The organism is Ensifer sp. 4252, assembly GCF_050434565.1.
In the GTDB taxonomy this organism is placed as follows: Bacteria; Pseudomonadota; Alphaproteobacteria; order Rhizobiales; family Rhizobiaceae; genus Ensifer.
In genome coordinates, this window is record NZ_JBNDIU010000004.1 from 202,661 (window position 1) to 229,298 (window position 26,638).

Genomic DNA, 26,638 nt, shown 5'->3' on the forward strand with positions numbered 1-26,638 from the left:
GAATGAGCGTACAATCGTCCAGACGCCGCCTGAGCCCTGCCAATATCGAGGCGCTGAAGGGCGAGCGACCGATCGTCAGCCTGACGGCCTATACGACGCCGATCGCCCGGCTGCTCGATCCGCATGTCGATTTCCTGCTGGTCGGCGATTCGCTCGGCATGGTGCTCTATGGCCTCGACACCACCGTCGGCGTCACGCTCGACATGATGATCGCGCATGGCCAGGCGGTCATGCGCGGTTCGGAGCGCGCCTGCATCGTCATCGACCTGCCTTTCGGCTCCTACCAGGAATCCAAGGAACAGGCCTTCCGGAGCGCGGCCCGCGTTCTGAAGGAAACCGGCTGTAGCGCCGTGAAGCTCGAAGGCGGCGCCGAGATGGCCGAGACGGTCGAGTTCCTCGTCAGCCGCGGCATTCCGGTCCTCGGCCATGTCGGTCTGATGCCGCAGCTCGTCAACACCACCGGCGGCTATCGCTCGGTCGGTCGCAACGAGAAGGAAGTGGCCAAGATCCGTCGCGACGCCAAGGCGATCGACGATGCCGGCGCTTTTGGGATCGTCGTCGAAGGCACGGTCGAGCCGGTTGCGCGCGAAATCACCAGCGAGCTGCGCTCGCCGACCATCGGCATCGGCGCATCGCCGGCCTGCGACGGCCAGATCCTCGTCTCCGACGACATGCTCGGCCTGTTCAATGATTTCAAGCCGCGCTTCGTCAAGCATTTCGCCGAACTGGCGCCGGCGATCTCCAAGGCGGCCGAGGAATACGCCAACGAGGTCAAGGCGCGCACATTCCCGGGTGTCGAGCATACGTTTCAAGTGAAGCGCTAACCAAGCCCGCGGTCCGGCACTCTCGCCGCGCCAAGCGAAGGCGCGGCGGACGGTGAGAAAACCGCGCCGGCTCATCGGGCCCATGCGCATTTCGTTCAAGCCTGCGGCCGGCAGGCATCATAAAATTCAATCATTGTATAAGCGCAATTGAATTGTTGGTCAGGGGCGAAGCGCCTATCTGTCCGGCATAGGACGACAGCATGCGCGCCTCGAGGCGCGCGACGACCGTTGTCGAAAATTTGAAATGCTGCATGTGGCCTTGATCGATCCCGATTAAAGGCGGCATGCCGCGGGCGCCCATTGTCGGTGCCGCGGGAGGACTTCATGAGAAAAGACGAATTCTGGGAGGGCGTGCGCGGCGGCTTCCCGATCATGCTGGCGGCGTCGCCCTTTGGCGCGCTGTTCGGCGCGCTTGCGGTCGACAACGGCTTCACCATCGCCGACACAGTCCTCATGAGCGCGACGGTTTATGCCGGCGCCAGCCAGATGGTCGGCATCGAGCTGTTCGGCAACCACGTCCAACCCTGGCTGGTGGTGCTTTCGGTCTTTGCCGTCAACTTCCGCCACGTGCTCTATTCCGCCTCGATCGCCAAATACATCCGGCATTTCACCCCGGCACAGAAGTTCTTTGCCTTCTTCCTGCTGGTCGATCCGCAGTATGCCGAAACGGAAAAGCGCGGCGAGCGTGGCCTGCCGGTGACCTTCCCCTGGTATCTCGGCTTCGGGCTGGTGATCTATTTCCCCTGGATCTTCAACACGCTGCTTGGCGCGATCTTCGGTCAGCTGATCGGCGATCCCAAGGCCATCGGCCTCGACGTGCTCTTGCCGATCTATTTCCTCGGTCTGGTGATGGGCTTCCGCAAGCGCGACCGCTTCCTGCCGATCGTTGCCGTTTCCGCCGTGGCCTCCGTTGCCGGCATGCATTTCGTCGGCTCGCCCTGGCATGTCAGCATCGGGGCGCTGGCGGGCGTTCTGCTCGCCGCCTGCCTGCCGCCGGCCGAGACGGTTACAGCGCCACCCGCCGCCATCGAGAAGGAGGCTTGAGCCATGGACCCGCAACACCTCAACCTCATCTATCTCATCATCGCGGCCGCCGTTGCCACCTTCGTCACTCGCATCGGCGGCTATGTGCTGATCACCCAGATGAAGCAGATCCCGCCGCGGCTTGAAGCGGCGCTGAACGCCGTTCCGGCGGCGGTGCTGACGACGCTGGTCGCGCCGGCCTTCGTCTATGGCGGCTTCGACGTCGCGGTCTCGATGTTCGTCGCCTTCGCCATTGCGCTCGGGTTCAATCTTTCGACCCTGCGCATGCTCGTCATCGGCTGGGTGGTGGTGATGCTCATCCGGCATCTGGTGATGTAGGCAATTCCCGTGACGCCGCGGCGTCCCGGGCGGGGCATTGAGTTGGCCCGGGTAGCCAGGACCACCCTCATTTCTGTGCCTGTCACAGAAATGTCTAGCAGTTCCAATGGAACTGCTGACCAGCCCAAGTCTTTGGGCTGAAAAGTCCGTTGACCCGACAGACGTCGGGTCGCTGGATCCCCGCCACAAGGGCGAGGATGAGTATGGGGTGACCGCCGTGCGCCAAACAAGCGCTTCGAGCCTTGTCGACATGCAAACGCCGCGGTTCTGATGAACCGCGGCGTTTTCGTTTTGTCGCCGATCTTGTTCCTGACTTAGCGGGTCAGCGCTTCGGTCGCAGACTTCAGCCAGTTGCGGGTCTCGTCGCTCGCCAGCAGCGGCATCAGCTTCTCGCGCGTCTCGGCGTGGTAGGCGTTGAACCAGGCCAGTTCCTCGTCGGTCAAGAGCGTCGGCAGCACCAGGCGGCGGTCGATCGGGCAGTAGGTGATCGTATCGAAGCCAAGCATGGCAAGGTCGCCGCCGGCGATGTCTTCGGCCGGCTGCACGACGATGAGGTTTTCGATGCGGATGCCGAAGGCGCCGGGGCGGTAGTAACCCGGCTCGTTCGACAGGATCATGCCGGGCAGCAGCTCCTGGGTGGAAAGCCGGGCGATGCGCTGCGGGCCCTCATGCACCGAGAGGTAGGAGCCGACGCCGTGGCCGGTGCCATGGGCGTAGTCGGCGCCTGCCTTCCACAAAGCGATACGGGCCAACGGGTCGAGATCGACGCCGCGCGAGCCCTTGGGGAAGCGCGCAGTGCTGATGGCGATCATGCCCTTCAGCACCAGCGTGAAGAAGCGCTTCTGCTCTTCCGGCACCGCGCCGATTGCCACCGTGCGGGTGATGTCGGTGGTGCCGTTGATGTATTGCGCGCCGGAATCGATCAGGAACATCGTGCCGGCTTCGATGGCGCGGTCGGTGTCGGTGGTCACGCGGTAGTGCATGATCGCCGCATGCGAGCCGGCGCCGGAGATGGTGTCGAAGGAAATGTCCTTGAGCGGGTTCTGCATACGCTCGCCGACGGCCGCACGGGCAGCTTCCAGCTGATTGGCGGCGCCGATCTCGGTGACAGTGCCTGGCTCGGCCTTGTCGAGCCAGGCAAGGAATTCGACCATGGCGGCGCCGTCCTGCAGATGCGCGCGGGTCGAGCCCTCGATCTCGGCCTTGTTCTTCTGGGCGCGGGGCAGGCGGGCCGGGTCGACCGCCTCAATGACCTTGCCGCCCTTCGAGCGGATCAGCTCGGAAATGGCGAATGAGGCAAGGTCCGGGTCGAGCATGACGGCAGCGCCGGCGGCACCCAGCGCGGACAGGCGGTCGTCGAAGGTCGAGGGTGCTGCGATCTCGGCAATCTGGGTGAGATAGGCTTCCTGCTCGATGCCGGTCTTGCGCTTGTCGAGGAAGATCTCGGCGCGGCCGTCGGCATGGATGATGGCGCGGGCGAGCGGATGCGGCGTGTGCGGCACGTCGGTGCCGCGGATATTGAAGGTCCAGGCGACGGAGGAGGGGTCAGTCAAGACGACGGCGCCGGCACCGGCCTTTTCGAGACCGGCAGCGATGGTCGCGATCTTGTCCTTGGCAAGCTCGCCGGCTTGCTCGATCGGCTGGATGGAGACGCGGCCGAGCGGGGCTGCCGGACGTCCGGTCCAGATGCGGTCGAGCGGGTTGTGGTCGAGGAAGACGAGGGCGCCGCCGAGGACGGCAAGCGCCTTTTCCAGCCGGCGCACTTCGGCGCCGGTGTGCAGCCACGGATCGATGCCGAGCTTGAAGCCCTTGGTGCCGTTGTTTTCCAGCCAGAGATGCGGCGGTTCGCCGATGAGGTCGCCGCCTGTAAAGACTTGGCCGTCGACCTGTTCCTTCAACTGCGTCACGTAGCGTCCATCGACGAAAACGACAGCCTGACTCTGCGTAATCAGGGCGACGCCGGCGGAACCGGTAAAGCCGGTCAGCCAGGAGAGCCGCTCGGAGGAGGCCGGCACATACTCGCCCTGGAACTCGTCGGCACGGGGTACGAGAAAGCCGTCGATGCCGAGGTTCGGGAAGGACGCGCGCAACGCTTCGGTACGCTCCTTGCCGAACTGCGGCGTGGAGGTGACTTCAAAGGACTGAAACATGAGGGATTTCCGGTAAATTGGGCGGAGAACCGCGGGAAAGATGCGCGATCTTAGCGGAAACGACCCTTGCGAGGAAAGAGGCGAGATCCTGCCGGGCATGTTCGTGGCGGGGCGTGCACAGAATTACTGCATAATCGCTTGAAATCGGATTCGATTGAAGGGAAATATTATGCAGCAAATTTAACGCGTTACAGTGGAATTGTTGCGTCATATTTGACGCGCGGCGCCGTATCGGGCAATTGCTCATTTACCATACATATGCGCTTTGTGCATGGCTCCTATGCCAAGAAGCCGCTATCTCTATCGGAATAATAGTTTATAAGCCGCCTCAACGAACACGGACGAACATCCGGTGGTTCAAAAGCCTGCAGTTCCGAGAATAGTTGGTCACTCTGTTCTCCTCCTCCCTCAAGGGTGGTCAATTTCGGAACGGTAGACGCCCGCTCGAGCGCTCCTCCTCCTCAGGCTCGCGGGCATGGTCGGTCTCAAGCCGACCAGCAGGCGATGCCCCTGGCATCGCCTTTGTTTCGAAGGGCCGCCCGTCATGATAGACGTGGCGGCCTTTTCGTTTTTCCGGGTTTTGAAAGTGTAGGTCGCGCTCGTCTGTTTTGAGGGGTGCAGGTGTCTTTCCGGTGCGTGCTCGAAGCGCTCGCTCGGCTTGTGTCCGTCATGTCGGCCCAAGTTGCGACGGGCGAATGCCCCTCACCCTAACCCTCTCCCCGCAGGCGGGGCGAGGGGACGTGCGTGACGGCTGACTCGGTGGGAAATGGGCGCGGCAAGACAGCGCCGCAATTGCCTTCTCCCCGCATGCGGGGAGAAGGTGCCGGCAGGCGGATGAGGGGCGGCCCCGATAGTGAGCGCGCCTGCGGCCGCCGCGATCACTTCTCCAGGTGGATGGTCACCCAGCCGTTGCGCCAGATGGTGCGCACGTGGCGCAGGTGCTGGCCGTTGTAGTGCGCAAGCACCTTCCAGCGTTGTTCGGCGAGAATGCCGGAAAGGATGACCGAACCGCCGGGCGCGAGATTTGCGGTCAGTTGCGGCGCCATCTTCATCAGCGGGCGGGCCAGGATATTGGCGATGATCAGGTCGAAGGGGCCGTTGCCGCTGAAGGCGGTGGAGTGAAAGCCGGGCGCCGTCGCAAAGGTCATGCCGGTGACGACGCCGTTGCGTCGGGCATTTTCCTCGGCAACGCGGGTGGCGATCGGGTCGATGTCGGTGGCGAGCACCGGCACATGCAGGAGCTTCCAGGCGGCGATCGCGAGCACGCCGCTGCCGGTGCCAAGGTCGAGCACGTTACGCACCGTGCGGGTGCGCGCCACGGTCGCCAGCACTTCGAGGCAGCCGGCGGTGGTGCCATGGTGGCCGGTGCCGAAGGCCTGGCCGGCTTCGATCTCGATGGCGATTTCGCCGGTGCGGACCTTGTCGCGGTCATGGGAGCCATGCACGACGAAGCGGCCGGCACGCACGGGCGCCAGCCCTTCGAGCGACTTGGCGATCCAGTCGATATCCGGCAGAACCTCGCGCTCGACGGCAAGGGTTGAGAAGTCGTCTGCCAGCGCGTCGGTCAAACGCTCGTTCACGCTCTCCTCGTCGGCCGCCATCATGTAGATCGAGGCTTCCCAGACATCGCGCTTTTCGTCGACTTCCGTCGTGCCGATCGCAAAATCCTCTTCGCCGAAAACCTCGCTCAAACGGTCGAGCACGGCTTCTGCCTGCTTCTCGGTGGTGGTGACGAAAAGTCTGATCTCGCTCAAGGCTCTGTCCTTCGGCTGACACTGCATAATCTTCGCGCGCCTGATCCGGCGCGCGGCGCAGCAAGCCCCCGCCGCTACCATGAATGCCGGGCAAACGCAAAGCGCCGGACGGTGCCAGCGCTTTCAAAAATGTTCGATCGATGCTGGAGCCGTCCTCAGCCCTTGGCGAGATTTTCGAGCTTCTTGACCGCCGTCTCGGGGTTTTCCTCGTAGGCGATCGTGCCTGAGAACTTGCCGTCGGCGTCGAGCAGGAACACTGACGCCGTGTGGTCCATGGTGTAGTCGCCGTCAGGCTTTTCGGCGTCGAGCGGCACCTTCTTGGCGTAGACTCGGTAGCCCTTGACCATATCAAGCACCTTGTCGGCCGGTCCGGAAATGCCGGTAATGCGCTTGGAGACGTTGGAGACGTACTGGCCGAGAATTTCGGGCGTGTCGCGCTCGGGGTCGACGGTGATGAAATAGGCCTGCAGCTTGTTGCCTTCCGGATCGACCTTTTCCAGCCAGCCGTTCAGCTCGAACAATGTCGTCGGGCAGACCTCGGGGCAATGGGTGAAGCCGAAGAAGAGGGCGGTCGGCTTGCCGGTGAAAGCCTTTTCGGTGATTTCCTTGCCGTCCTGCGCCACCAACGTGAAGGGCACGCCGAAAGGGCCGGAGGCGGCCTGCTGCTTCGACTGGGTCATCTCATAGGTCAGCCAGCCGAGAACGCCGGCCATGACGACGACGGCGGCCCAAAGGGCGATGCGAATGGTTTTCATGGGTGCTACCGATTGTGTTGGGGCCTTGGCCGGCCATAGCAGGTTGATCGGCTGTTGATACCGTCTCCGCCGCAGCCAGGCAAATGGGACAATTGCCGCAGGCAATCTCTTGGTGTTGACGCATTTCCGGACGGAAAGCCGCTTCGCACATTTCCCGGAAATGCTCCGGCCGCAAGGTTCATCAGATCAGAAGCACCAGGCAAGGCCGGACTGAGCGAGCGCCAGGAACATATCGGCGCCGTTCGCCACCCAGCCGCGGAAGGCGAGAAGCGTCACGATGGCAAGCGCCATCGCAAGACCCGCAAGCAGCGGCAGCCGGATCGATCTCTGCGTTCTCGTGTTCATGACGCCATCATAACATCAGAAGCGCCAAGGGGAAGGGATCTCCGACAGCGCCGGAGGAGCAGGCGGCTCTGATACGCTTTCGCGAAGGCGCGACCGCAGTTTTCTGAAAGCATCGTGCAGCAAGCCTTTCTCCCCAGGATTCGGGGGGCGGCTTAGCGAATGCTTAAGGTCTGTTTGCCAGTGTTTTGCCAACGCGGGTGAAGTGCTTCACCTCTACATGACATGACGTCATCCGGTTTGATCGAGCCCGGCTTTCCGCATCGATTTTAACGGAGGACTTCGCCTGGTTTTGGCAGGTCCGTGACCATGGACTGCTTTATGACCGCAACGTCTGCGCCCCTGAAAAAGAACCTCTCCGTCAGCCAACGGCTTGCCACGCTTGCCGGTGCCGCCTTTGTCGGCTTCGGCTCCGTGCTCGGCGTCGGCTGGTACGAGGACATGCGCTCGAACGAGGCGCTGAACGGCGCCATCACTGCGCAGCGCGGCCTGAACACCGTCGACGAAATGCGGCTCGCCACCACCAACCTCGTGCTCAACGCGATGGATACCATCGTCGACCGCGACGAAGGCGTCATCCATCCGGAACGCGCCGCCGGCATCGCAACCACGCTTGGCCTTATCGAGGCAGGCAAAGCGAATATCAAGGCCCTGGCGGCCCTGCTCGGCCGGGCTGACGCGCTTTCGAGCTTCGACGCGGATCTGGCCGAACTTCGCCAGGCAATCGGCGTCGACCTGAAGGCGCTGGTCGAAGGCAAGGCCTCGACGGAAGAATTCGGCAAGATCGACGATGCGATCGACGGTGCCGGCGAACGGCTCGGTACTGCACTTGCACAGCTCTCCGAAGCTGCAACGCAACTGGTTCAGACGCGGGTCGACGAAGCGCGTGCCGTATCGGCCGATGCGCTTTTGCTGCAAACGGCAGCCGGCCTGCTCGCCATGGCGACGTTGCTCGGCCTTCTCTGGTTTCACGGGGCCACGCTGCGCCGCGGCATCCTCGGGCTTCGCGACAGCATGCAGCGCATCCAGAAGGGCGAGCTCGGCTCCAAGGTCGACGCGCTCGATCGCGGCGACGAAATCGGCGTCATGGCCCGCTCCGTCGACCTCTTCCGCGCCTCGGCCATCGAAAAGCAATCGCTCGAGCAAAATGCGGCGGCCAGCCGCCGCGAGATCGAGAAGGAACGCGAACAGCAGCAAAGCGAGCGCGACGAAGCGGTGCGCCGCATTCAGGCCGCTGTCGACAGCCTCGGCCTGGCGCTGACGCAGCTTGCCGAAGGCGATCTGGCCGTCACCATCGATCGACCCTTCGACGGCAATCTCGACACGCTGCGCCGCAATTTCAACCAGACGGTCGGGCGCCTGCGCGACGTGCTCTTCAACGTCAAGGAAAACGCGCTCTCGATCGAATCGAACGGTCGCCAGATGCGCACCGCCGCCGACGACCTGGCGCGCCGCACCGAAAAGCAGGCCGCATCGCTGGAACAGACCTCCGCCGCGCTCGACGAGATCACGGTGACCGTGCGCACGGCGACCCAGCGCGCCGAAGAGGCGAGCCGCATGGTCGACGACACCCGCACCAATGCGCAGGAATCCGGCCGAATCGTCGGCGAGGCGATCGATGCCATGGCCCGGATCGAGGATGCGTCGAGAGAGATCGGCAAGATCATCAACGTCATCGACGAGATTGCCTTCCAGACCAACCTTCTGGCGCTCAACGCCGGCGTCGAGGCGGCAAGGGCAGGCGAAGCCGGCAAGGGCTTTGCCGTCGTGGCGCAGGAAGTGCGCGAACTGGCGCAGCGTGCTGCCGGTGCCGCCAAGGATATCAAGACGCTGGTCAGCCGCTCCGGCAACGAGGTCGGCACCGGCGTCCGGCTGGTGCAGGCAACGGGCGAGGCGCTCGGCCGCATCGGCGTCGATGTCGCGCGCATCAACGAACACATGAGTTCCATCGTCATGGCGGCACGCGAGCAGTCGACCGGGCTCAACGAAATCAGCACGGCCGTCGGCCAGCTCGACCAGATGACGCAGCAGAACGCGGCAATGGTCGAACAGACCAACGCCTCCAGCCACACGCTGGCGCAGGACGCGGAAAAGCTGACGCAGCTCGTCGGTCAGTTCCACGAGGGCCGCGCGGTTCACGCGTCGATGCGTTCCAGCGCGCCATCGCAGGTGGGTTCGAGCGTGAAGCCGGCAACTGCTCCTCCTGTCCAGACGAAGACGGCAGCAGCGACGACGCCGGCATCGACGAGGCTCGTACCCAGGGGCATCGACAGAGCGGTGCCTTTGCGCAACCTCGCTTCGGCAAAATCGACTTCGCGTCCAGCTCCATCCCCCGCCAAGGCCCTCATGGGCAAGCTTGCGGGCGCATTCGGCAACCAACCGGGCTCCGTGCCATCGACTTCGGCCTCCGGTGAGAATTGGGAAGAATTCTGATCATGTCCAACGCAATCAAGCAGTCCGGTGCCTATCTCGAAATCGTTTCGTTCCATCTGGGCGACCAGGAGTTCTGCATCGACATCATGGCGATCCGCGAAATCCGCGGCTGGGCGCCGGTGACGCCGATGCCGCACACGCCGCCCTACGTACTTGGCCTCATCAACCTGCGCGGCGCGGTGATCCCGGTCATCGACATGGCCTGCCGTCTCGGCATGAAGATGACCGAACCGTCGGAACGGTCGGCGATCATCGTCACCGACATCGCCGGCAAGCTGGTCGGCCTGCTCGTCGAGCAGGTATCCGACATGATGACCATCAAGAGCGAAGATCTGCAGCCGGCACCGGAGATCATTCCGGAGGCACAGCGCGCTTTCTGCCGCGGCATCGTCGCGCTGGAAAAGACCATGGTCTGCTTCCTCAACCTCGACACCGTGATTGCCGACGAACTCGCCCAGGCGGCCTGATCGCAGCCATATCGCACCGCCATTCGCGACGGCTCGGGACAAAGTTCCGGGCCGTTTGCTTTTTTGCTTCTCCGGAACTTTTCACGATGGGGGACGGTTTTGTTTGTGACGCCGTCAAAAAGGGCGAAACTGGGGACAGCGCCGCAGTCGTCGTGTGCCCTTTGTGTTGCGGAAAATCCCGAACTTTCAAACGCTTGCCGAATTGACCCTGCGTCACGGGCTGGGTGTGACCGAGCGGGTCAAGTTACAGTTGCGTAATGTCCATCACGGTTGCACGAGATAATGTGAGCGAAACGTCATCTTCGACCGGGGAACAAGTGGGTGTATGGTACGTTCTTGCTCCTACCCGAACGGAGGCCGGGTGATGCAAAGACAACGACATAGGAGTTGATGTCATGAAAATGTCTCTGAGAAACTCACTTGCTGCACTAGTCCTATCGACGGCGGTCGCTGGTATCGCGGCTCCGGCATTTGCCGATAGCTATTACCAGGGTATCGACCCGCACAACCCTCCCGGAACGCAGCAACGCGTCAGGGTCGCCCCGATGGGCACCAGCGTCGCTCCGGTGGACCGCATGTCGACCGGCAGCATCTACAGAACCGCGCCGCCGCGTGTCATCTACCAGCAGCCGGGTAATGACCGCTATCAGGGTGGTGACGGCGACTACTACCAGGGTATCGTGCCACCTACCTATTGAGCATCGAACCTTCCAAGCAAAGAATGGCCGACGCCAGTTGGGGGACTGGCCAATGACAAAGCCCTCCCGGAACGTGATTTCGGGAGGGCTTGTTTTTAATGCATTTCGCCTGAAAGAGTGGTCGCCGGGGGCGCTATTTCAGGGCTGGGGCTTGCCTTCCTGCCAGTTGACGGTCTGCCCGTAGAGCGGGATCGTCGTGATCGACATCTTGGCCGAACCGTCGGTCAGTTCGCGCGAGTGGGCAAGATAGATCAGCGTGTCGTTCCTGCGGTCGTAGATCCGGGTAACGAGCAGGTCTTTCCAGATCAAGGACAGGCCGGAGCGGAACACTTCCTCGCCTTCCTTGGAAAGATCGATATCGCCGATCTCGATCGGGCCGGTCTGGCGGCAGGCGATCGAGTTGTTGGAGGGATCCTCGAACCAGTTGCCGTTCTTCAGCCGGTCGATGACGCCGCGATCGAAATAGGTGACGTGGCAGGTCACGCCCTTGACCTTGGGATCGCTGACCGCGTCGACGATGATGTCGTTGCCGAGCCAGTCGACACCGACTTCGCCGACGGTTTCGGCGCGGGCGGGAGCGACTGATGTCACGAGAGCGGCAAGGCCGGCCAGGATCGAGACGCGGAACGAACGGGACATGAATTTCCTCCGGTGGATTGCACCGTTCACATAGGTTTTGCCCCCATCAATGCAAGATGGGCAGTGCAAGAAGGGCACTGCAAGGTGGAACACGCGAACCGGGCTTGGCGGAGTTTCGCGGATCAGCCGGTATCGCGCAGCAGCTGCGGTGCGAGCGAATAATTCTCGGCAGCGCGAAGCTGCGCCGCGGCAGCGGCAAGCACGCGAGCGCTCGCATCGGGCTGCAGCCGCCCGGCGATCGTGCAGCGGTCGCGGCCATCGGCCTTGGAAGCGTAGAGCGCCATGTCGGCCCGCACCATTACGTCGGTCATGGTATCGGCCTCGCTCGCGCTGGCAATGCCGATGCTGACCGTCAACCGGATCGGTTGGCCGAAACGGCCGACAGGGGTATCGCGGACCGTACGGCCGATCTCTTCGGCCAGCAGAAACGCTTCCCCCTCCGTATGATCGGAAAGAACGATCCCGAATTCCTCACCGCCGATGCGCCCGAAGGTGCCGCGCCCGGCAACGCAGGCAGCGACCGTGTCGGCGAAGTGGCCGAGCGCGGCATCGCCGGCCGCATGGCCATAGCGGTCGTTGATCTGCTTGAAATAGTCGAGGTCGAGCAGCAGGAAGGCGGCGGGGCGCGCGTGAGCCGTGCACGCGGCGAAGATGCGTTCGCCAAGTTCGATGAAGGCGCGCCGCGACAGCGCTCCCGTCAATTCGTCGCGGGCGATCGTGGTCTTGAGATCGGCGATGACGCGGTCATGAGTCATGAGGATGACACCGAGAAACAGGATGGGCAGGTAGAGTAGCCACATCGCAGCCAGCAGAAAGTTCCAGGCAATAAGGATAGCCGGGCCCGCCTCGTTCACGGGGGAAGGGGGCGAGATCGCGGCGATATGCAGGAGCGTGACGCTGGCAATGGCGGCACCGATGACGATGGATTTCCGTGTCGTCGGGTCGCTCGCTGTGCGCAGCCTCAGGACGGAAATGGAGGCGACCACGAAGACGGCGGCGGCGACACCGAGCGCGATCAGCGCCCGAGCCGCGGTACTCTGCGCGCCGAACGCAACCAGAACCGAGATGGTTGCAACCATCGTTGCGCCGAGCGGCAGGATTGCCGGCCTCCAGCTGGGCAAAGCGAAGAACGAGCGGAAACCGGCAAGAACGAAGAGACAGGCTATGGCGAGAAACGCAAAACCGACAAGCAGCAGCGGCCGGAGGGACGGGATCTCGGCCAGCATCACCAATGCCATGGCTATGGCTGTCATCGCGCAGCTGGAAGCGAACTCCGCAGCGCCCGGCATCGATGATTTCCGCAGCGAAAGCAGTACCGGCAGCATCACCAGCAGGGATATGATCGATAGGGCGGGGAGAAAGCTCATTTCGAAACGGCCTGTCGTGCTAAAATCGAGGAAGGCGGCTTGCGTCAAAGCCAAATATGCAGGGTCAATTGGTAGCTTTCGCGCCTTAACGAAATCCGGCGAAAATCGCTGCAATTTTAGCGACAGCCGAGATTGGCACGGTTGTCCACCTATGCGGAGTGACAACTGCCGGACGGTCAGTGGTCTCGTCGACGGTGACGCGGTTCCAGGCGGTTCAGGCGGCCTTCTGCGGGCCGGGAGAGGCGACATGTTCACAGGACCGGTGTTGTTCGAGGATAGGGCCGACGCCGGCCGCCGGCTGGCACAGGCAGTGGCCGTCGAGGCGCCGCCCGAGCCCCTGGTGATGGGGCTGCCGCGCGGCGGCGTTCCGGTTGCCTTCGAGATTGCCATGCATCTCCACGCGCCGCTCGAGGTGTTGATTGTGCGCAAGATCGGCGCGCCGGGTCATCTGGAATTCGGACTTGGCGCATTGGTCGACGGCGAAAAGGCGGAGCTGGTTCTGAACCGCGGGGCCGTGCGCCTGGTGCGGCCTCCGCGCGGCTACATCGCCGCCGAAACCGAGCGCCAACGCGCAGAGATCGCAAGACGGCGGGTGCTCTATCTCGGCGACCGCGAGCCGCATTCGCCGAGGGATCGCAATGTGGTGCTCGTCGACGACGGCATTGCCACTGGCGGCACGATCCGCGCGGCGATCCAGGCGCTGCGCCGGGCCGGCGTGCGCAGCCTGCTGCTGGCGGTTCCGGTCGCGCCGGCGAGCGCGATCGCAAGCCTGCGGTCGTCGGTCGACGGTATCGTCTGTCTCTCCACCCCCGCCTTCTTCCGCGCCGTCGGCCTCCATTACCGCGACTTCGAGCAGACGTCTGACGCCGAGGTCATGACCTTGATCGGCAAGGCGAGGGCAGACAGGTGCGACGGCGCATGAGACGGAGGTGCCAGCGCCATCATTTGCCCCCGGCCGTATTGAAACATTGGGACCGCCGCGCCACATTCCCGGTGCTTGATTGAAGCGTCGGGGACGGCCGCCGGAGGAGGTGGGCCGGAAGAGGGGATGATGGCAGTTTCAATGGACATTGGGAAAACGCTTGCCGATTTTTGCCGACCGGACCGGATGGCGCTGGTGGTCTATGACATGCAGGTGGGGATCACCAATCAGGTCAAGAATGGCCCGGCGGTCCTGGCCGAGGTGCTGAAGGTTCTGGAGGCGGCGCGGGCCGGCGGCTATCCCGTCATCTTTCTGCGGCACCTGTCGATGCCGAAGCCGCTGATGGGGGCGTTCCAGATGCGCCAGGCAATGGCCTGGCAGCGCACGGATGATCCCGATGCAATCCAGCCCTGGTTCCTGCGCGGCACGCCGGGCTTCGAACTGGTGCCGGAACTGGCGCCACGCGAAGGCGAGGCGATCCTGGACAAGATCACGTTCTCGGCCTTCGAGGGCACGCCGCTTGCCATTATCCTGCGCGATCTCGGGCTCACCTCGTTTGCCATCTGCGGCATTGCAACGGAAATCGGTATCGACCCGACCGTGCGCCATGGCGCCGATCTAGGGCTGGTGCCGATCGTCATTCGCGACGCCTGCGGCGCCGGCCACCATGAGGCCGGCGAACGCTCGATGGACAACATCGCCTTCATGGGCGACGCGATCCTGACCGGCGTCGACGAGATCGTCGGGGCGATGACCAAGGCTCAGAGATAAAGAAAGCCTTTGCCGTCGACACAGTCCCGCGAGGCCGTGTCGGCGGGTATCCACCGTTCGGGTCTGCACGCAACCGCCAGGAGCGTGGCATCTCCACCGGTAAGGTCTGCGCATGCGTTGCGCAGGCATGGAAAGGCATCACGCCATCCTTTCCACGCTACATTCGCATTGATTCAGCAGGACAGAGATATGACCGACGCGCTTCGCATCCGCCCGCTTGCCCGTAGCGATTACGGCGAATGGCTGCCGCTCTGGGATGGTTACAACGCCTTTTATGGTCGCTCGGGTGCAACGGCGCTCGATGCTGATATCACCGCCATGACCTGGTCGCGATTCTTCGATGCCTATGAGCCTATGCATGCGCTGGTGGCCGAAAACGAGGGACGGCTGGTCGGGCTCACCCACTACCTCTTTCACCGCAGCACGACGTCCATCGGACCGAACTGCTATCTTCAGGATCTGTTCACCAGCGAGGGTGCGCGCGGCAAGGGTGTCGGCGCGGCGCTGATCGAAGGCGTCTACGCGGCGGCACGCAAGGCTGGCTCGGCGCGCGTCTATTGGCAGACGCACGAGACCAACGCGACGGCGATCGCGCTTTACGAGAAGATGGCGGAACGCCCGGGCTTTATCGTCTACCGCAAGATGGTCTAGGTTTCAGCTTGGCTGGGGCTGTGTGACAATGGGCAACTGGGGTGCGCCATGGACAACGTGCAGGTTTCGACGATCGGCTTCACAAAATCGTCGGCCGAAGATTTCTTCGATCGCCTCCAGAAGGCCGGCGTCAAGACGATTGTGGATGTGCGATTGCACAATACCTCGCAGCTTGCCGGTTTCGCCAAGGCCAATGATCTAGCCTTCTTCCTGAAGAGGATCGGCGGCATCGACTATGTGCACCAGCCGCTTTTCGCGCCGACCGAGGCGATCATGAAGGCCTACAAGACCGACAAGGGCGACTGGAAGACCTTTTCGCGGGACTTTCTCGACCTCATGGCAGAGCGCAAGGTCGAGCAGCAGGTGAAGCCGGAGGCGCTGCAGGGCGCCTGCCTGCTCTGCGCCGAGGACAAGCCGCACCGCTGCCATCGGACCCTCGTCTGCGAATATCTCAACGACCGCTGGGGAGGTCGCCTTCGCGTCGAGCACCTTTAGGCGTCTGATAGCCGTTGAGGGGATTTTCCGCTCACACCTTCTCGACGAATCCGTCCAGCACACGCTTCTGGCCGGCCTTGTCGAAGTCGATGGTCAGCTTGTTGCCTTCGATGCCTGAGATGTTGCCGTTGCCGAACTTCATGTGGAAGACGCGGTCGCCGACCGTGAAGCGTGACGGCTCGGTGCTGGTGGATTTCGCCACCAGTTCGCCGTCGATGGTGCGGCTGCGTGGGCCGCTTTCGCCGTAGCCGATGCGCTCGACCGCGTGGCCGGAGCGCGAGCCCCAGTTGTCGCGCGTTGCATCCGAGCGGTGCTGCTGGGCGCGTTTCCAGCCGGGGGTGGAGTAGTTGTTCTGGAAGGGGTCGGCCTTGTCGAAGCGCGACTGACCGTAGCCGCCGCGGCCGTAACCGCCGTAGGACTGCTCGGTCTCGGCGACCTCCACATGGGTGTTCGGCAACTCGTCGAGGAAGCGCGAGGGCAGGGTCGACTGCCACAGCCCGTGGATGCGGCGGTTGGAGACGAACCAGATGTGGCAGCGGTGCTTTGCCCGGGTGATGCCGACATAAGCGAGGCGCCGTTCTTCCTCGAGGCCGGAGCGGCCGCCTTCGTCGAGGGCGCGCTGGTGCGGAAACAGGCCTTCCTCCCAGCCGGGCAGGAAGACGGTGTCGAACTCCAGCCCCTTGGCCGAATGCAGCGTCATGATCGAGACGGCATCGAGGTTTTCGTTCTGCTCGGCGTCCATCACCAGCGAGACGTGTTCGAGGAAGCCGCGCAGGCTCTCGAAGGCTTCCATTGAGCGGATGAGTTCCTTGAGGTTTTCGAGCCGGCCCGGCGCTTCGGCCGATTTGTCGTTCTGCCACATCGCCGTGTAGCCGCTCTCGTCGAGGATCTGCTCGGCAAGTTCGGTGTGCGGCGTGGTTTCGAGCAGGCTCTGCCAGCGGCGGAAATCGGCGACGACATCGAACAGCCCCTTGCGGGCCTTCGCCTTCAGCTCGTCGGTCTCGATGATATCTGTTGCAGCGGCAAGCATCGGCACGTCGCGGGCGCGGGCATAGTCGTGCAGGGTGCGAATGGTGGTGTCGCCAAGGCCGCGCTTCGGCGTGTTGACGATACGCTCGAAGGCAAGGTCGTCGGCCGGCTGGCAGACGAGCCGGAAATAGGCCATGGCGTCGCGGATCTCGAGGCGCTCGTAAAAGCGCGGGCCGCCGATGACGCGGTAGTTCAAGCCCAGCGTGACGAAGCGGTCTTCGAACTCGCGCATCTGGAACGAGGCGCGCACCAGGATAGCCATGTCGTTGAGCTTGTGGCTCTTGCGCTGCAGTTGCTCGATTTCCTCGCCGACGGCGCGCGCTTCCTCTTCGGAATCCCAGGCGGCGTGCACCTGGACCTTTTCGTCATCCGGGTCGGTGCGTTCGGTAAACAGCGTCTTGCCCAGCCGCCCCTCGTTGTGGGCGATCAGGTGCGCGGCGGCGCCGAGAATATGCTCGGTCGAGCGGTAGTTGCGCTCGAGCTTGATAACCTTGGCGCCGGGGAAATCCTTCTCGAAGCGCAGGATGTTGTCCACTTCCGCGCCGCGCCAGCCGTAGATCGACTGATCATCGTCGCCGACGCAGCAGACATTCTGCGGCACGCCCTTGGCGCGTTGCGCCAAGAGACGCAGCCACATGTACTGCGCCGTGTTGGTGTCCTGATACTCGTCGACGAGGATGTAGCGGAACTTGTCGTGGTACTCCTTCAGCACATCCGGATTGGTACGGAACATGCGGATCGGGTGCAGCAGGAGATCGCCGAAATCGCAGGCGTTCAACGTGCGCAGCCGGTTCTGGTAGGCGGCGTAGAGTTCGCGGCCCTTGCCATTGGCAAAGGCGCGGGCATCGCCCTCGGGGATCTGCGCCGGGTCGAGGCCCTTGTTCTTCCAGCCGTCGATCATGCCGGCGAATTGTTTGGCCGGCCAGCGCTTGTCGTCGAGACCTTCGGCCTGGATGATCTGCTTGATCAACCTGACGACGTCGTCGGTGTCGAGAATGGTGAAGTCGGAGCGCAGGCCGACGAGTTCGGCGTGGCGGCGCAAAAGCTTGACGCCGATCGAGTGGAAGGTGCCGAGCCAGGGCATGCCTTCGACCGCGTGACCGACGAGCACGCCGACGCGCTCCTTCATCTCGCGCGCCGCCTTGTTGGTGAAGGTCACCGCAAGGATCTGCGAGGGGAAGGCGCGGCCGGTGGAAAGAATATGGGCGATGCGGGTGGTGAGCACCCGGGTCTTGCCGGTGCCGGCGCCGGCCAGAACAAGCACCGGGCCATCGAGCGATTCCACCGCTTCGGCCTGCTCCGGATTGAGGCCGGAGAGATAGTCCGGGCGCTGCTGGCGGTCGCGCGCCGCCATGGCGCGCGCGGCGATGCCGCCCGTTGCCGGCGGCTGTTTGCGCGGGGCCGGCTCTTCGTCGAAGAAGGGAATGTCGTCGAAACCACTCATCATGCGGCTCAATGTAGTGATTCGGAGGCGAAAGGCCAGAAAGGATGTTCTTCTTTTATTCCGTTTTCTGCGCCACCCGCACCAAGCCTGTGGAAAGACAGGCGATTTCGAAGCCGCTTATCCTCCGCGCGACCGTCGTCAGGCCGTCCTGTCGAAGGTGGCGTCCACCGGCACCTGCAAAGCGGTCGCGAGCTGGTTGGTTCTGGCGGCAAGCGAGATCACCCGCAAGAGATCGGCATGCTCGGCATTGGTCATGCCTTTGGCCAGGGCGGCAGCCGTGTGGGAATGGGCGCAGTAGCCGCAGCCGTTGCTGACGGACACGGCGATATAGAGCATTTCCTTGACCAGCGGATCGAGCGCGGAGGGCGTTGCCATCACCGCCTTGACGTCGCGCCAGGTCTGTTCCAGCAGGTCCGGATCGAAGGCGAGCCACAGCCACATATTGTTGATGAAGTCCGATTTGCGCGTGGTGCGGATGTCGTCGAACACGGCTTTTACGCGTGGATCGGATTCCGGATCGGCCGGTGGGGTAATGGTGCTCATGACGTCTCCTGAGTAAGCATCGCCGGCGGCAGGGGCGCCGCCGGATGTTCGGGGCCAAGGGATCAGACCAACGCAAACACGCGGGCAGGGCCGCCGGTGCCGCCGCGGTGCTTCGGCGCGCCAAGCACGAGGGTCGCGCCCTTGGCCGGCACCTTGTCGAGGTTGGCGGCCGCCTCCAGCCCCCAGCGACCTTCCGGCAGCCAGGCGTAGTGGGTGGCGAAATCGGCCGAGGCGCCGTGGTCGAGCGAGAGCGTGTCGACGGCAATGCCGGCCGCCTTGGTCTCTTCCAGCAGATATTTTGCCGCCTCGACGTGGAAGCCGGGGAAGTGCAGCTTGCCGCCGCCATCGGCGTTGCGGAATTTTTCGGTGCCGAGATGCGCACCCCAGCCCGAGAGCATGGCGACGCAGGCATTTTCCGGGACCTCGCCATTTGCAGCGACCCAGGCCTTGATGTCGTCAGGCGTCACCTGCGCATCGGGGTCAGTGGATGCCTTCTGGCGGATATCGACGACGCAGAGCGGTACGACGAGCTTTTCGACCGGCAGTTCGGCGACCGACAGCCCATCGGCGGAGAAATGCAGCGGCGCATCGACATGGGTGCCGGTGTGCTCGTTCACCCTGAGCTCGAACAGGTTGAACTTGTCCTTGGCATAGGTGAACTTCGCCTCGCGGAAGAACTGCTGTTGGCCGAAAAAGGTCGGGAACTCCTCGTAGAGCTCGTGGGTGAGGTCGGTGACACTGGAGTGACCCTGGGCGAGCGCCGGCGGAGCGATGCCCGCGCTTGCCGCCGCGATCCCGGCCGTTCCGACGGCTGCTGCCTTGAAGAAGCTGCGGCGGGACAGCATCTTCTGCTTTACGGATTCCATGACGCACGCATCGCACATGTCTTTGCTCCCCTCTCGAGAACCGGTCGAAACCGGGCGGCAATGGCTGCCAGCGGTTGCAGGATACCGCAGGGAGGATCGCTGTAAACGGTGTTTATCCCGTGCGTTTTCATGGAATGGCGCGGCGATCGTGACTGCCGGCGCACGATGGCGCTGATGTCATCATGCCGCCAACAAATACGCTTTTATTACAATTGCGTAATGATGGCATTCCGCCGTTGCCCACAAAGGTGCGAACAACGATACTCAGGGCAAATCGGAACGTTCCGCCGGCGCGTGCCGCGCAGGAGCGTGTTTTGCATATTTGGAGACATGAATGCGGGTTTGGAAACAGCTGGCGGTAAGCGCCGTTGTGCTTTTGGTGGGCGCCGGCGTCTGGGTGCGGTTCGTACCCGGGGCAGGCGAAACGCTGGCTGCGATCGGTGTCTCGCATCCGCTGATCGATGCGATCTCCAAGCAGGACGGCGGCGCCGGGGGTGAGGGCGGACAAGGCAATGGCGGAGGCAGGCAGGGCGGCAACGACGCCATCCTCGTCATGGTGCGCCCCTCGGCAACGTCTGTCGTCAACGACCGGCTGAACGCGATCGGCAACGGCGAGGCGATCCACTCCGTCACCGTGACGCCGACGGCTACCGGCAACCTCACCGAAATTCTCGTCCGCTCCGGCGAAAAGGTGGCGCAAGGCCAGGTGATCGCCAAGCTCGACAGCGACGACCAGAAGATTGCCGCCGACCAGGCGCGACTGACGCGCGACAGTGCGCGGGAAAAAATGGAGCGCTATCGCAACCTCAGCACGGCGCGCGCAGTAACGGCAGTGGACGTGCGCGACGCCGAAATCGCCATGCAGGCGGCCGAACTTGCGCTCAAGACAGCAGAACTCGATCTCAAGCGCCGCGATATCGTCGCGCCGTCGAAGGGTGTCGTCGGCATCATCACCGTCAATGTCGGCGACTACGTCACCACGACGACGCCGATTGCCGTGGTCGACGACCGTTCGGAAATCCTCGTCGACTTCTGGGTGCCGGAGCGTTTCGCCAACAAGATCGTCGTCGGCCAGCCGGTGACCGCGCACGCCATCGCCCAGCCGGGCAGCCAGCTCGACGGCGTCATTCACGCCATCGACAATCGCCTCGATCAGGCAAGCCGGACCCTGCGCGTGCGGGCGCGGCTGGAAAATCCAGAGGACACGCTGCGGGCTGGCATGTCCTTCTCCGTGACGATGGCGTTCGACGGCGACACCTATCCGACCGTCGATCCGCTTGCCATCCAGTGGAGTTCGGAAGGCTCCTACGTCTGGCGCGTCAGCGGCGACAAGAGCGAGAGGGTGCCGGTCAAGATCATCCAGCGCAACCCCGACAAGGTGCTGGTCGACGCGGCGTTGAGCGAAGGCGACGAAGTCGTCACCGAAGGCGTGCAGCGGCTGCGCGACGGCGGCGAGGTGCGCATTGCCGGGCGCGAGCGCCGCGACGCCGCGCAGAAGGTCGCGGAGGACGTGAAGTGAGCGGCGCGAAGGAACCGGGCCACCAGACCGCTCGCGAGGCCGGCAAGACCGGCTTTACCGCGCTTTTCATCCGCCGGCCGATCTTCGCGCTGGTGGTCAACACGCTGATCGTCGTTGCCGGCCTTGCCGCCTGGAACGGCATCGAGATCCGCGAGCTGCCCCAGGTCGACCAGCCGGTCATATCGGTGACGACGACGCTCGATGGCGCGGCGCCCGAGACCATGGATCGCGAGGTGACCTCGGTGGTCGAAGGTGCGGTATCGCGCGTTCAGGGCATCAAGGACATTTCCTCGACGTCCAACTTCGGCCGCAGCCGCGTGACGCTGCAGTTCTCCGACACCACCGATATCGGCCAGGCGGCTAACGATATCCGTGATGCGCTCGGCCGCGTGCGCAACCAGTTGCCCGAGGATGTCGACGAACCAAGTATCGTCAAGGCGGATGCCGACAGCCAGCCGATCATGCGCCTGGCGCTGACATCCGATACCATGACGATGGAAGACATGACGCTGCTGGTCGAAAACGAGATCAGCGACCGGCTGGCAGCCGTCGAAGGGGTCGCCGACGTTGCCGTCTACGGCGACCAGGAAAAGATCTTCCGCATCGACCTCGACCAGGCCAAGCTCGCCGGGCGCGGCGTGACGGTCGCAAATCTCAGGACGGCGCTTGCCAACGCCTCCTACGACGTGCCGGCCGGCAAGCTGACCAGCGCCAGCCAGGACATTTCGGTGCGCGCGACCGCCGACCTGCAGACGCCGGAGCAGTTCGAAAACCTCATCCTCGTCAACAATGTGCGGCTGCGCGACATCGGCACGGTGACGCTCGGGCCCGATTCAGGCACGACGGCGCTTCGCTCCAACGGCCGCCAGGGCATCGGCCTCGGCATCATCCGCCAGGCGCAATCCAACACCGTCGATATTTCCGAGGGCGTGCGCAAGGTCGTCGAGACGATCCAGACGCAGATCCTTCCCGAGGGCACGCAGCTGCGGATCACCAGCGACGACGCCGTCTTCATCAACGGCGCCATCCACGAGGTCGAGATCGCGCTGGTCGTGGCGATCTTCATCGTCACCCTCGTCATCTACATGTTCCTGCTCGACTGGCGTGCGACGCTGATCCCGACCATCACCATGCCGATCGCGCTGATCGGTACGGTGGCGGCGATCTATATGGCCGGTTTCTCGATCAACATCCTGACGCTGCTCGCCATCGTTCTGGCGACGGGGCTCGTGGTCGACGACGCGATCGTGGTTCTGGAAAACATCGTGCGGCGACGCGCCGAAGGGCTGGGGCCGAGGGCCGCGGCCGTGCACGGCACGCTGGAAGTGTTCTTCGCAGTGCTGGCGACGACGGCGACGCTTGCGGCCGTCTTCGTACCGCTCTCGTTCCTGCCCGGCCAGACCGGCGGTCTCTTCCGCGAATTCGGTTTCGTGCTTGCCTTCTCGATCCTGCTTTCGTCCTTCGTGTCGCTGACGCTCTGCCCGATGCTGGCGTCGCGCATGCTGACGCAGGAGAACCATTCAAAGCCCGGGCCGATGCGCCGGTTCGGCGCGCGTGCATCCGAATTCTACCGCGTCACCCTGCGCGGCTGCCTCAATGCACCGCTGATCGTCTTCGTCGTTGCCGCCTTCTTCACCGCCATGGGCGGTATCGGCTTCATGACGCTGAAATCGGAGCTGACACCGAGTGAAGACCGCTCGCAGGTGATGATGCGCATCAATGCGCCGCAGGGCGTGTCGCTCGAATATGCGCAGGCGCAGATGCGCCGGATCGAAGACGGGCTGCAGCCGCTGGTCAAATCCGGCGAGATCGACAACATCTTCTCGATCTCCGGCCAGGGCGGCTCGGCCAATAGCGGTTTCATGGTGCTGACGCTTGCGCCCTGGGACAAGCGCGACCGCAGCCAGCAGCAGATCGTCTCCGAGATCAACAAGGTGACGGCACGCATCCCCTCGGTGCGGGTGTTTGCGATGCAGCCCAACAGCCTTGGCATCCGCGGCGCCGGCAGCGGCCTGCAGGTGGCGCTGGTCGGCAACGACTACACCAAGCTCGGCGATGCCGCGGCAAAGCTCGTGCGCCAGATGGAAGACACCGGGCGCTTCGAGAATGTGCGGCTGAATTACGAGGCCAACCAGGCGCAGCTTTCGATCACCATCGACCGCGAACGCGCGTCCGACATGGGTGTCGACATCGGCGGTCTCGCCTGGGCGCTGCAGGCGATGCTCGATGGCAACAGCGTCGTCGACGTTTTCGTCGATGGCGAATCCTACCCGGTCAAGCTTCTGTCCTCGACCAACCCGGTCAACGACCCGACGGACCTGCAGAACATCTTCCTCAAGGCCGGCGACGGCAAGATCGTGCCGATGTCGACGATCGCCAGCGTCGAGGAAACCGCTGTGGCGCCACAGCTCTCGCGGGAATCCCAGCTTCGCGCGGTATCGTTGTCGGCCGGGCTCAAATCCGACCTGGCGCTCGGCGAGGCGCTGACGATGGTCGAGCAGATGGCCGAGCCGCTGTTGCCGCCGGGCTCGCGCATCATGCCGCTGGCCGAGGCTGCGACCCTCAACGAGAACGCCAACGGCCTCGTCATCACCTTCGGCTTTGCCCTCGTCATCATCTTCCTGGTGCTGGCGGCGCAGTTCGAGAGCTTCATCAGCGGCTTCATCATCATGGCGACGGTGCCGCTCGGGCTTGCCTGCGCGATCTTTGCGATGATCATGACCGGCAACACGCTCAACATCTACAGCCAGATCGGTCTGGTGATGCTTGTCGGCATCATGGCGAAGAACGGCATTCTGATCGTCGAATTCGCCAACCAGCTGCGTGACCGCGGGCAGGATGTGCGCACGGCTATCGAGAACGCCGCCAACATTCGCCTGCGGCCGGTGATGATGACGATGATCGCCACCATCGTCGGCGCGGTGCCGCTGGTGATGGCAAGCGGTGCCGGTGCCGAGGCACGCATTGCGCTCGGCTGGGTGCTGGTCGGCGGTCTCGGCCTTGCCGTGGTCGTGACGCTCTACCTGACGCCCGTCGCCTATCTCGTCATTGCCGGGCTCACCAAGCCGCACGCGGATGAGGAGCGCAAGCTGCACGAGGAAATGGAAGCGGCAGCCGCGCTCGAAACGAAATAAAGGCGGCCGCGCGGCGGTCAGGCCTGCGTCGACAACCAAGACGCCGACGCTGAAAGCGCGCTTTGGCGTTGCAGATCGTTTCGACTTGAGGTGGTCGCGTGGGTGCGTTTGGGCGGAACCGGACGTGCCGTGCGACGCTGGCTCCGTAGCCGAATGGAAGCTAGCCCTGAAGCTCGATCCAGGCGGCAACAAGAAAGACCGCCGCCGCGATCGCGCCAAGCGCGCTCCTGCCGGCGTGAAGCCTGCCCCACCGAAGGAGAAGCTCGTGGGTTTCCTTGCTCACTTCATCCGGGCGCGTTGCCTCGAGGCGTCGATTGACCGGCATGACGAACAGCATCGTATAGGGCCAGTTCAGGATGATAATTGCTGCCCCGAGACCCCAGAGCGCATTGCCGCTCTGCCACCATGCGGCAGCGCCGAGCAGGCCCGAGATAATTGCAAGTGAGGCTTGCATCTCGAAACCTCGCCGGTAGGCCGGAACCCATTCCGCCAGAGCCGCGCGATTATCGAGATGGAGCCTTGCCGGGTGTTCGGCCACGTTGATGTAGATGGCGGCGCCGAAGAATACCGAGGCAGTGAGCAAAGCGAGCAGACCCAGCATTTGACCTTCTCCTCCCTTCCTTCAGCATATTACGCCACAGGCGGCTAAACGACAGGTGTTTTCCCTAAAATCGCATCTTTCGCGAGTGGCATCGGAAAAAGGGTCGCCCGGCGCTTTGGCAGGACCTCGTGGCAGGCCAGTGTCGTCAGCACACAACGCCGACTGAGTAGGTCGCGGCCCCGGATCGATTTCGGGAGAAGATTATCGCGCCGGTTATCCGCCGCAACACGAAAGCTTTGTGACACTCAGGTCTCACCACCGGCGTTTTCACGCGATAGTCTGCCAGAGCCTGCGTGAACGTCTGGACAAAGTGATTCCGATTTGCACAGTAGCGCCTTGAAATGAAAGCGCTTCCCCATGGTCGGATCGGGGCGGTGGGAATGGCATGAAGAAGGGACGTTTTCCGTGGCATTGAAGGCGATCAGAGCTGGCTCGAGAAACGAAACCGGGATCGATACCGCAAAGGGACAGCTTGCTGCCCGATTCGGCGATCGGTTCCAGACGGGCGAGGCAATCCGCGCTCAGCATGCCCACACCACCACCTATATCCCGGCGCAGCTTCCCGATGGCGTCGTCTTTCCTGAGAATGCAGACGAGGTGCGCGAGATCGTTGCGATCGCCGCCGCAAATGCTGTGCCGCTCATTCCCTTCGGCACCGGCTCCTCGCTCGAGGGCCACGTTAACGCGCCGAATGGCGGCATCTCCGTCGACATGATGCGGATGAATCGCGTGCTCGAGGTCAACGCGGAAGACCTGGATTGCCGGGTCGAGCCCGGCATCACCCGAGAAGAGTTGAACACCTATCTGCGCGATACCGGCCTGTTCTTCCCGATCGATCCCGGCGCCAACGCCTCGATCGGCGGCATGGCCTCGACGCGGGCGTCCGGCACCAATGCGGTGCGCTACGGTACGATGAAGGACAATGTGCTGGCGCTGACGGTGGTGACGGCCGACGGGCGCGAGGTGCGCACCGCGCATCGGGCGCGCAAGTCGTCTGCCGGCTATGACCTCACCCGGCTCTTCGTCGGCGCCGAGGGCACGCTCGGCATCATCACCTCGATCACGCTTCGGCTGCAGGGCATTCCCGAAGTCATCTCCGGCGGCGTCTGCCCGTTCCCGACGATTGCCGACGCCTGCAACGCGGTGATCCTGACGATCCAGTCCGGCATTCCGGTTGCCCGCATCGAGCTTTTGGACGCGCTGCAGATGAGGGCGTGCAACAACTATTCCGGCCTATCCTATGAGGAGACGCCGACGCTTTTTGTCGAATTTCACGGCAATAGCGAGAGCGTCGAGATGCAATCGCGGCATTTTGCCGAAATAGCGTCGGAATTCGGCTCTAGCGGTTTCATCTGGACGACCAACCCGGAAGAGCGGGCGCGGCTGTGGAAGGCACGGCACAACGCCTACTGGGCCCAGAAGAGCCTGATCCCCGGGGCAGCAATTCTCTCCACGGATGTTTGCGTGCCGATCTCGCGGCTGGCCGATTGTGTTGCGGCAACCCATGAGGATATCGCAGCGCACGGTCTGACGGCGCCGATCGTCGGACATGCGGGCGACGGCAACTTCCACGTCGGCCTGCTGTTTGACGACAAGGACGCCGCCGACGTGGCGCGGGCCGAGGCCTTCGTCGAGCGGCTGAATGCGCGGGCGCTGTCGATGGACGGGACCTGCACGGGCGAACACGGCATCGGTCAGGGCAAGATGCTGTTCCTCGAAGCCGAACTCGGCGATGCGCTGGATCTGATGCGGCAGGTCAAGCGTTCTCTCGACCCGCAGAATATCTTCAACCCCGGCAAGATCTTCGCCTGACGCGAGATGACGGGCGAGGGGAAAGCGGCCGCGGCCGCTACCGCTTTGGGGCAAAGGCGG

Annotated in this window: 23 protein-coding genes; 13 read left to right on the forward strand and 10 right to left on the reverse strand. The window is 63.6% G+C overall.

Going from position 1 to position 26,638, the window contains the following annotated elements:
- Positions 1-2: 2 nt before the first annotated feature.
- From panB to ABIE33_RS12010, 3 genes are all read left to right on the forward strand, one after another.
- On the forward strand, positions 3-824 hold the full coding sequence (gene panB, locus ABIE33_RS12000) for a 3-methyl-2-oxobutanoate hydroxymethyltransferase (protein WP_429125081.1): 822 nt from the start codon (positions 3-5) through the stop codon (positions 822-824).
- A gap of 324 nt (positions 825-1,148) precedes the next feature.
- Positions 1,149-1,868, forward strand: a complete 720-nt coding sequence (locus ABIE33_RS12005; RefSeq protein WP_429125084.1) for an AzlC family ABC transporter permease — start codon at positions 1,149-1,151, stop codon at positions 1,866-1,868.
- 3 nt (positions 1,869-1,871) lie between these two features.
- Complete coding sequence (locus tag ABIE33_RS12010; RefSeq protein WP_429125087.1) at positions 1,872-2,186, forward strand: AzlD family protein; 315 nt, start codon at positions 1,872-1,874, stop codon at positions 2,184-2,186.
- A 314-nt stretch (positions 2,187-2,500) separates the two neighbouring features.
- Here the strand turns inward: ABIE33_RS12010 and ABIE33_RS12015 are convergent, their stop codons facing one another.
- From ABIE33_RS12015 to ABIE33_RS12030, 4 genes are all read right to left on the reverse strand, one after another.
- Positions 2,501-4,336 carry an aminopeptidase P family protein gene (locus tag ABIE33_RS12015; protein ID WP_429125090.1) on the reverse strand — a complete coding sequence of 612 codons (1,836 nt, stop codon included), beginning with the start codon at positions 4,334-4,336 and terminating at the stop codon, positions 2,501-2,503.
- Between the two features lie 878 nt (positions 4,337-5,214).
- Positions 5,215-6,090, reverse strand: coding sequence for a 50S ribosomal protein L11 methyltransferase (locus ABIE33_RS12020; RefSeq protein WP_429125092.1), 876 nt, complete (start codon positions 6,088-6,090; stop codon positions 5,215-5,217).
- Between the two features lie 155 nt (positions 6,091-6,245).
- Positions 6,246-6,845, reverse strand: a complete 600-nt coding sequence (locus ABIE33_RS12025; RefSeq protein ID WP_429125095.1) for an SCO family protein — start codon at positions 6,843-6,845, stop codon at positions 6,246-6,248.
- 186 nt (positions 6,846-7,031) lie between these two features.
- On the reverse strand, positions 7,032-7,190 hold the full coding sequence (locus ABIE33_RS12030) for a hypothetical protein (RefSeq protein WP_429125098.1): 159 nt from the start codon (positions 7,188-7,190) through the stop codon (positions 7,032-7,034).
- Positions 7,191-7,508: 318 nt separating this feature from the next.
- Here ABIE33_RS12030 and ABIE33_RS12035 point away from each other — a divergent pair, with 318 nt between their 5' ends.
- The 3 genes from ABIE33_RS12035 to ABIE33_RS12045 all read left to right on the forward strand — a co-directional run bounded on the left by ABIE33_RS12035 (position 7,509) and on the right by ABIE33_RS12045 (position 10,785).
- Positions 7,509-9,620, forward strand: coding sequence for a methyl-accepting chemotaxis protein (locus tag ABIE33_RS12035; RefSeq protein WP_429125100.1), 2,112 nt, complete (start codon positions 7,509-7,511; stop codon positions 9,618-9,620).
- Positions 9,621-9,622: 2 nt separating this feature from the next.
- Positions 9,623-10,087 carry a chemotaxis protein CheW gene (locus ABIE33_RS12040; protein WP_018326507.1) on the forward strand — a complete coding sequence of 155 codons (465 nt, stop codon included), beginning with the start codon at positions 9,623-9,625 and terminating at the stop codon, positions 10,085-10,087.
- Between the two features lie 395 nt (positions 10,088-10,482).
- Positions 10,483-10,785: a hypothetical protein gene (locus ABIE33_RS12045; RefSeq protein WP_429125105.1), complete on the forward strand. Its 303-nt coding sequence runs from the start codon at positions 10,483-10,485 to the stop codon at positions 10,783-10,785.
- Positions 10,786-10,923: 138 nt separating this feature from the next.
- Here ABIE33_RS12045 and ABIE33_RS12050 read toward each other — a convergent pair whose 3' ends face one another.
- Both ABIE33_RS12050 and ABIE33_RS12055 read right to left on the reverse strand, forming a co-directional pair.
- A complete protein-coding gene (locus ABIE33_RS12050; protein ID WP_429125108.1) occupies positions 10,924-11,424 on the reverse strand; it encodes a CreA family protein in 501 nt (166 codons plus the stop codon).
- A gap of 122 nt (positions 11,425-11,546) precedes the next feature.
- Positions 11,547-12,791 carry a diguanylate cyclase gene (locus ABIE33_RS12055; protein ID WP_429125111.1) on the reverse strand — a complete coding sequence of 415 codons (1,245 nt, stop codon included), beginning with the start codon at positions 12,789-12,791 and terminating at the stop codon, positions 11,547-11,549.
- A 247-nt stretch (positions 12,792-13,038) separates the two neighbouring features.
- Here ABIE33_RS12055 and ABIE33_RS12060 point away from each other — a divergent pair, with 247 nt between their 5' ends.
- From ABIE33_RS12060 to ABIE33_RS12075, 4 genes are all read left to right on the forward strand, one after another.
- Complete coding sequence (locus ABIE33_RS12060; RefSeq protein ID WP_429125113.1) at positions 13,039-13,713, forward strand: phosphoribosyltransferase; 675 nt, start codon at positions 13,039-13,041, stop codon at positions 13,711-13,713.
- A gap of 129 nt (positions 13,714-13,842) precedes the next feature.
- Complete coding sequence (locus ABIE33_RS12065) at positions 13,843-14,484, forward strand: cysteine hydrolase family protein (protein ID WP_429125115.1); 642 nt, start codon at positions 13,843-13,845, stop codon at positions 14,482-14,484.
- A 189-nt stretch (positions 14,485-14,673) separates the two neighbouring features.
- Positions 14,674-15,135, forward strand: coding sequence for an N-acetyltransferase family protein (locus ABIE33_RS12070; protein WP_429125118.1), 462 nt, complete (start codon positions 14,674-14,676; stop codon positions 15,133-15,135).
- Positions 15,136-15,183: 48 nt separating this feature from the next.
- Complete coding sequence (locus ABIE33_RS12075) at positions 15,184-15,630, forward strand: DUF488 family protein (protein ID WP_429125121.1); 447 nt, start codon at positions 15,184-15,186, stop codon at positions 15,628-15,630.
- 31 nt (positions 15,631-15,661) lie between these two features.
- Here ABIE33_RS12075 and ABIE33_RS12080 read toward each other — a convergent pair whose 3' ends face one another.
- The 3 genes from ABIE33_RS12080 to ABIE33_RS12090 all read right to left on the reverse strand — a co-directional run bounded on the left by ABIE33_RS12080 (position 15,662) and on the right by ABIE33_RS12090 (position 19,530).
- Positions 15,662-18,106, reverse strand: coding sequence for an ATP-dependent helicase (locus ABIE33_RS12080; RefSeq protein ID WP_429125548.1), 2,445 nt, complete (start codon positions 18,104-18,106; stop codon positions 15,662-15,664).
- Between the two features lie 135 nt (positions 18,107-18,241).
- Positions 18,242-18,646, reverse strand: a complete 405-nt coding sequence (locus ABIE33_RS12085) for a carboxymuconolactone decarboxylase family protein (RefSeq protein WP_429125124.1) — start codon at positions 18,644-18,646, stop codon at positions 18,242-18,244.
- 62 nt (positions 18,647-18,708) lie between these two features.
- Positions 18,709-19,530 carry a cyclase family protein gene (locus ABIE33_RS12090; protein WP_429125126.1) on the reverse strand — a complete coding sequence of 274 codons (822 nt, stop codon included), beginning with the start codon at positions 19,528-19,530 and terminating at the stop codon, positions 18,709-18,711.
- A gap of 316 nt (positions 19,531-19,846) precedes the next feature.
- Between ABIE33_RS12090 and ABIE33_RS12095 the strand changes: the two genes are divergently transcribed.
- Entirely contained in the window at positions 19,847-21,031 is a 1,185-nt protein-coding gene (locus ABIE33_RS12095; protein WP_429125129.1) for an efflux RND transporter periplasmic adaptor subunit, read from the forward strand.
- Positions 21,028-24,165 carry an efflux RND transporter permease subunit gene (locus tag ABIE33_RS12100; protein WP_429125132.1) on the forward strand — a complete coding sequence of 1,046 codons (3,138 nt, stop codon included), beginning with the start codon at positions 21,028-21,030 and terminating at the stop codon, positions 24,163-24,165. Before ABIE33_RS12095 ends, ABIE33_RS12100 begins: the two co-directional genes overlap by 4 nt.
- Before the next feature lie 160 nt (positions 24,166-24,325).
- On the opposite strand, the gene ABIE33_RS12105 is transcribed toward ABIE33_RS12100, so the two are convergent.
- Positions 24,326-24,766, reverse strand: coding sequence for a DUF1772 domain-containing protein (locus tag ABIE33_RS12105; RefSeq protein ID WP_429125135.1), 441 nt, complete (start codon positions 24,764-24,766; stop codon positions 24,326-24,328).
- Positions 24,767-25,171: 405 nt separating this feature from the next.
- Here ABIE33_RS12105 and ABIE33_RS12110 point away from each other — a divergent pair, with 405 nt between their 5' ends.
- Entirely contained in the window at positions 25,172-26,578 is a 1,407-nt protein-coding gene (locus ABIE33_RS12110; RefSeq protein WP_429125136.1) for an FAD-binding oxidoreductase, read from the forward strand.
- Positions 26,579-26,638 lie beyond the last annotated feature (60 nt).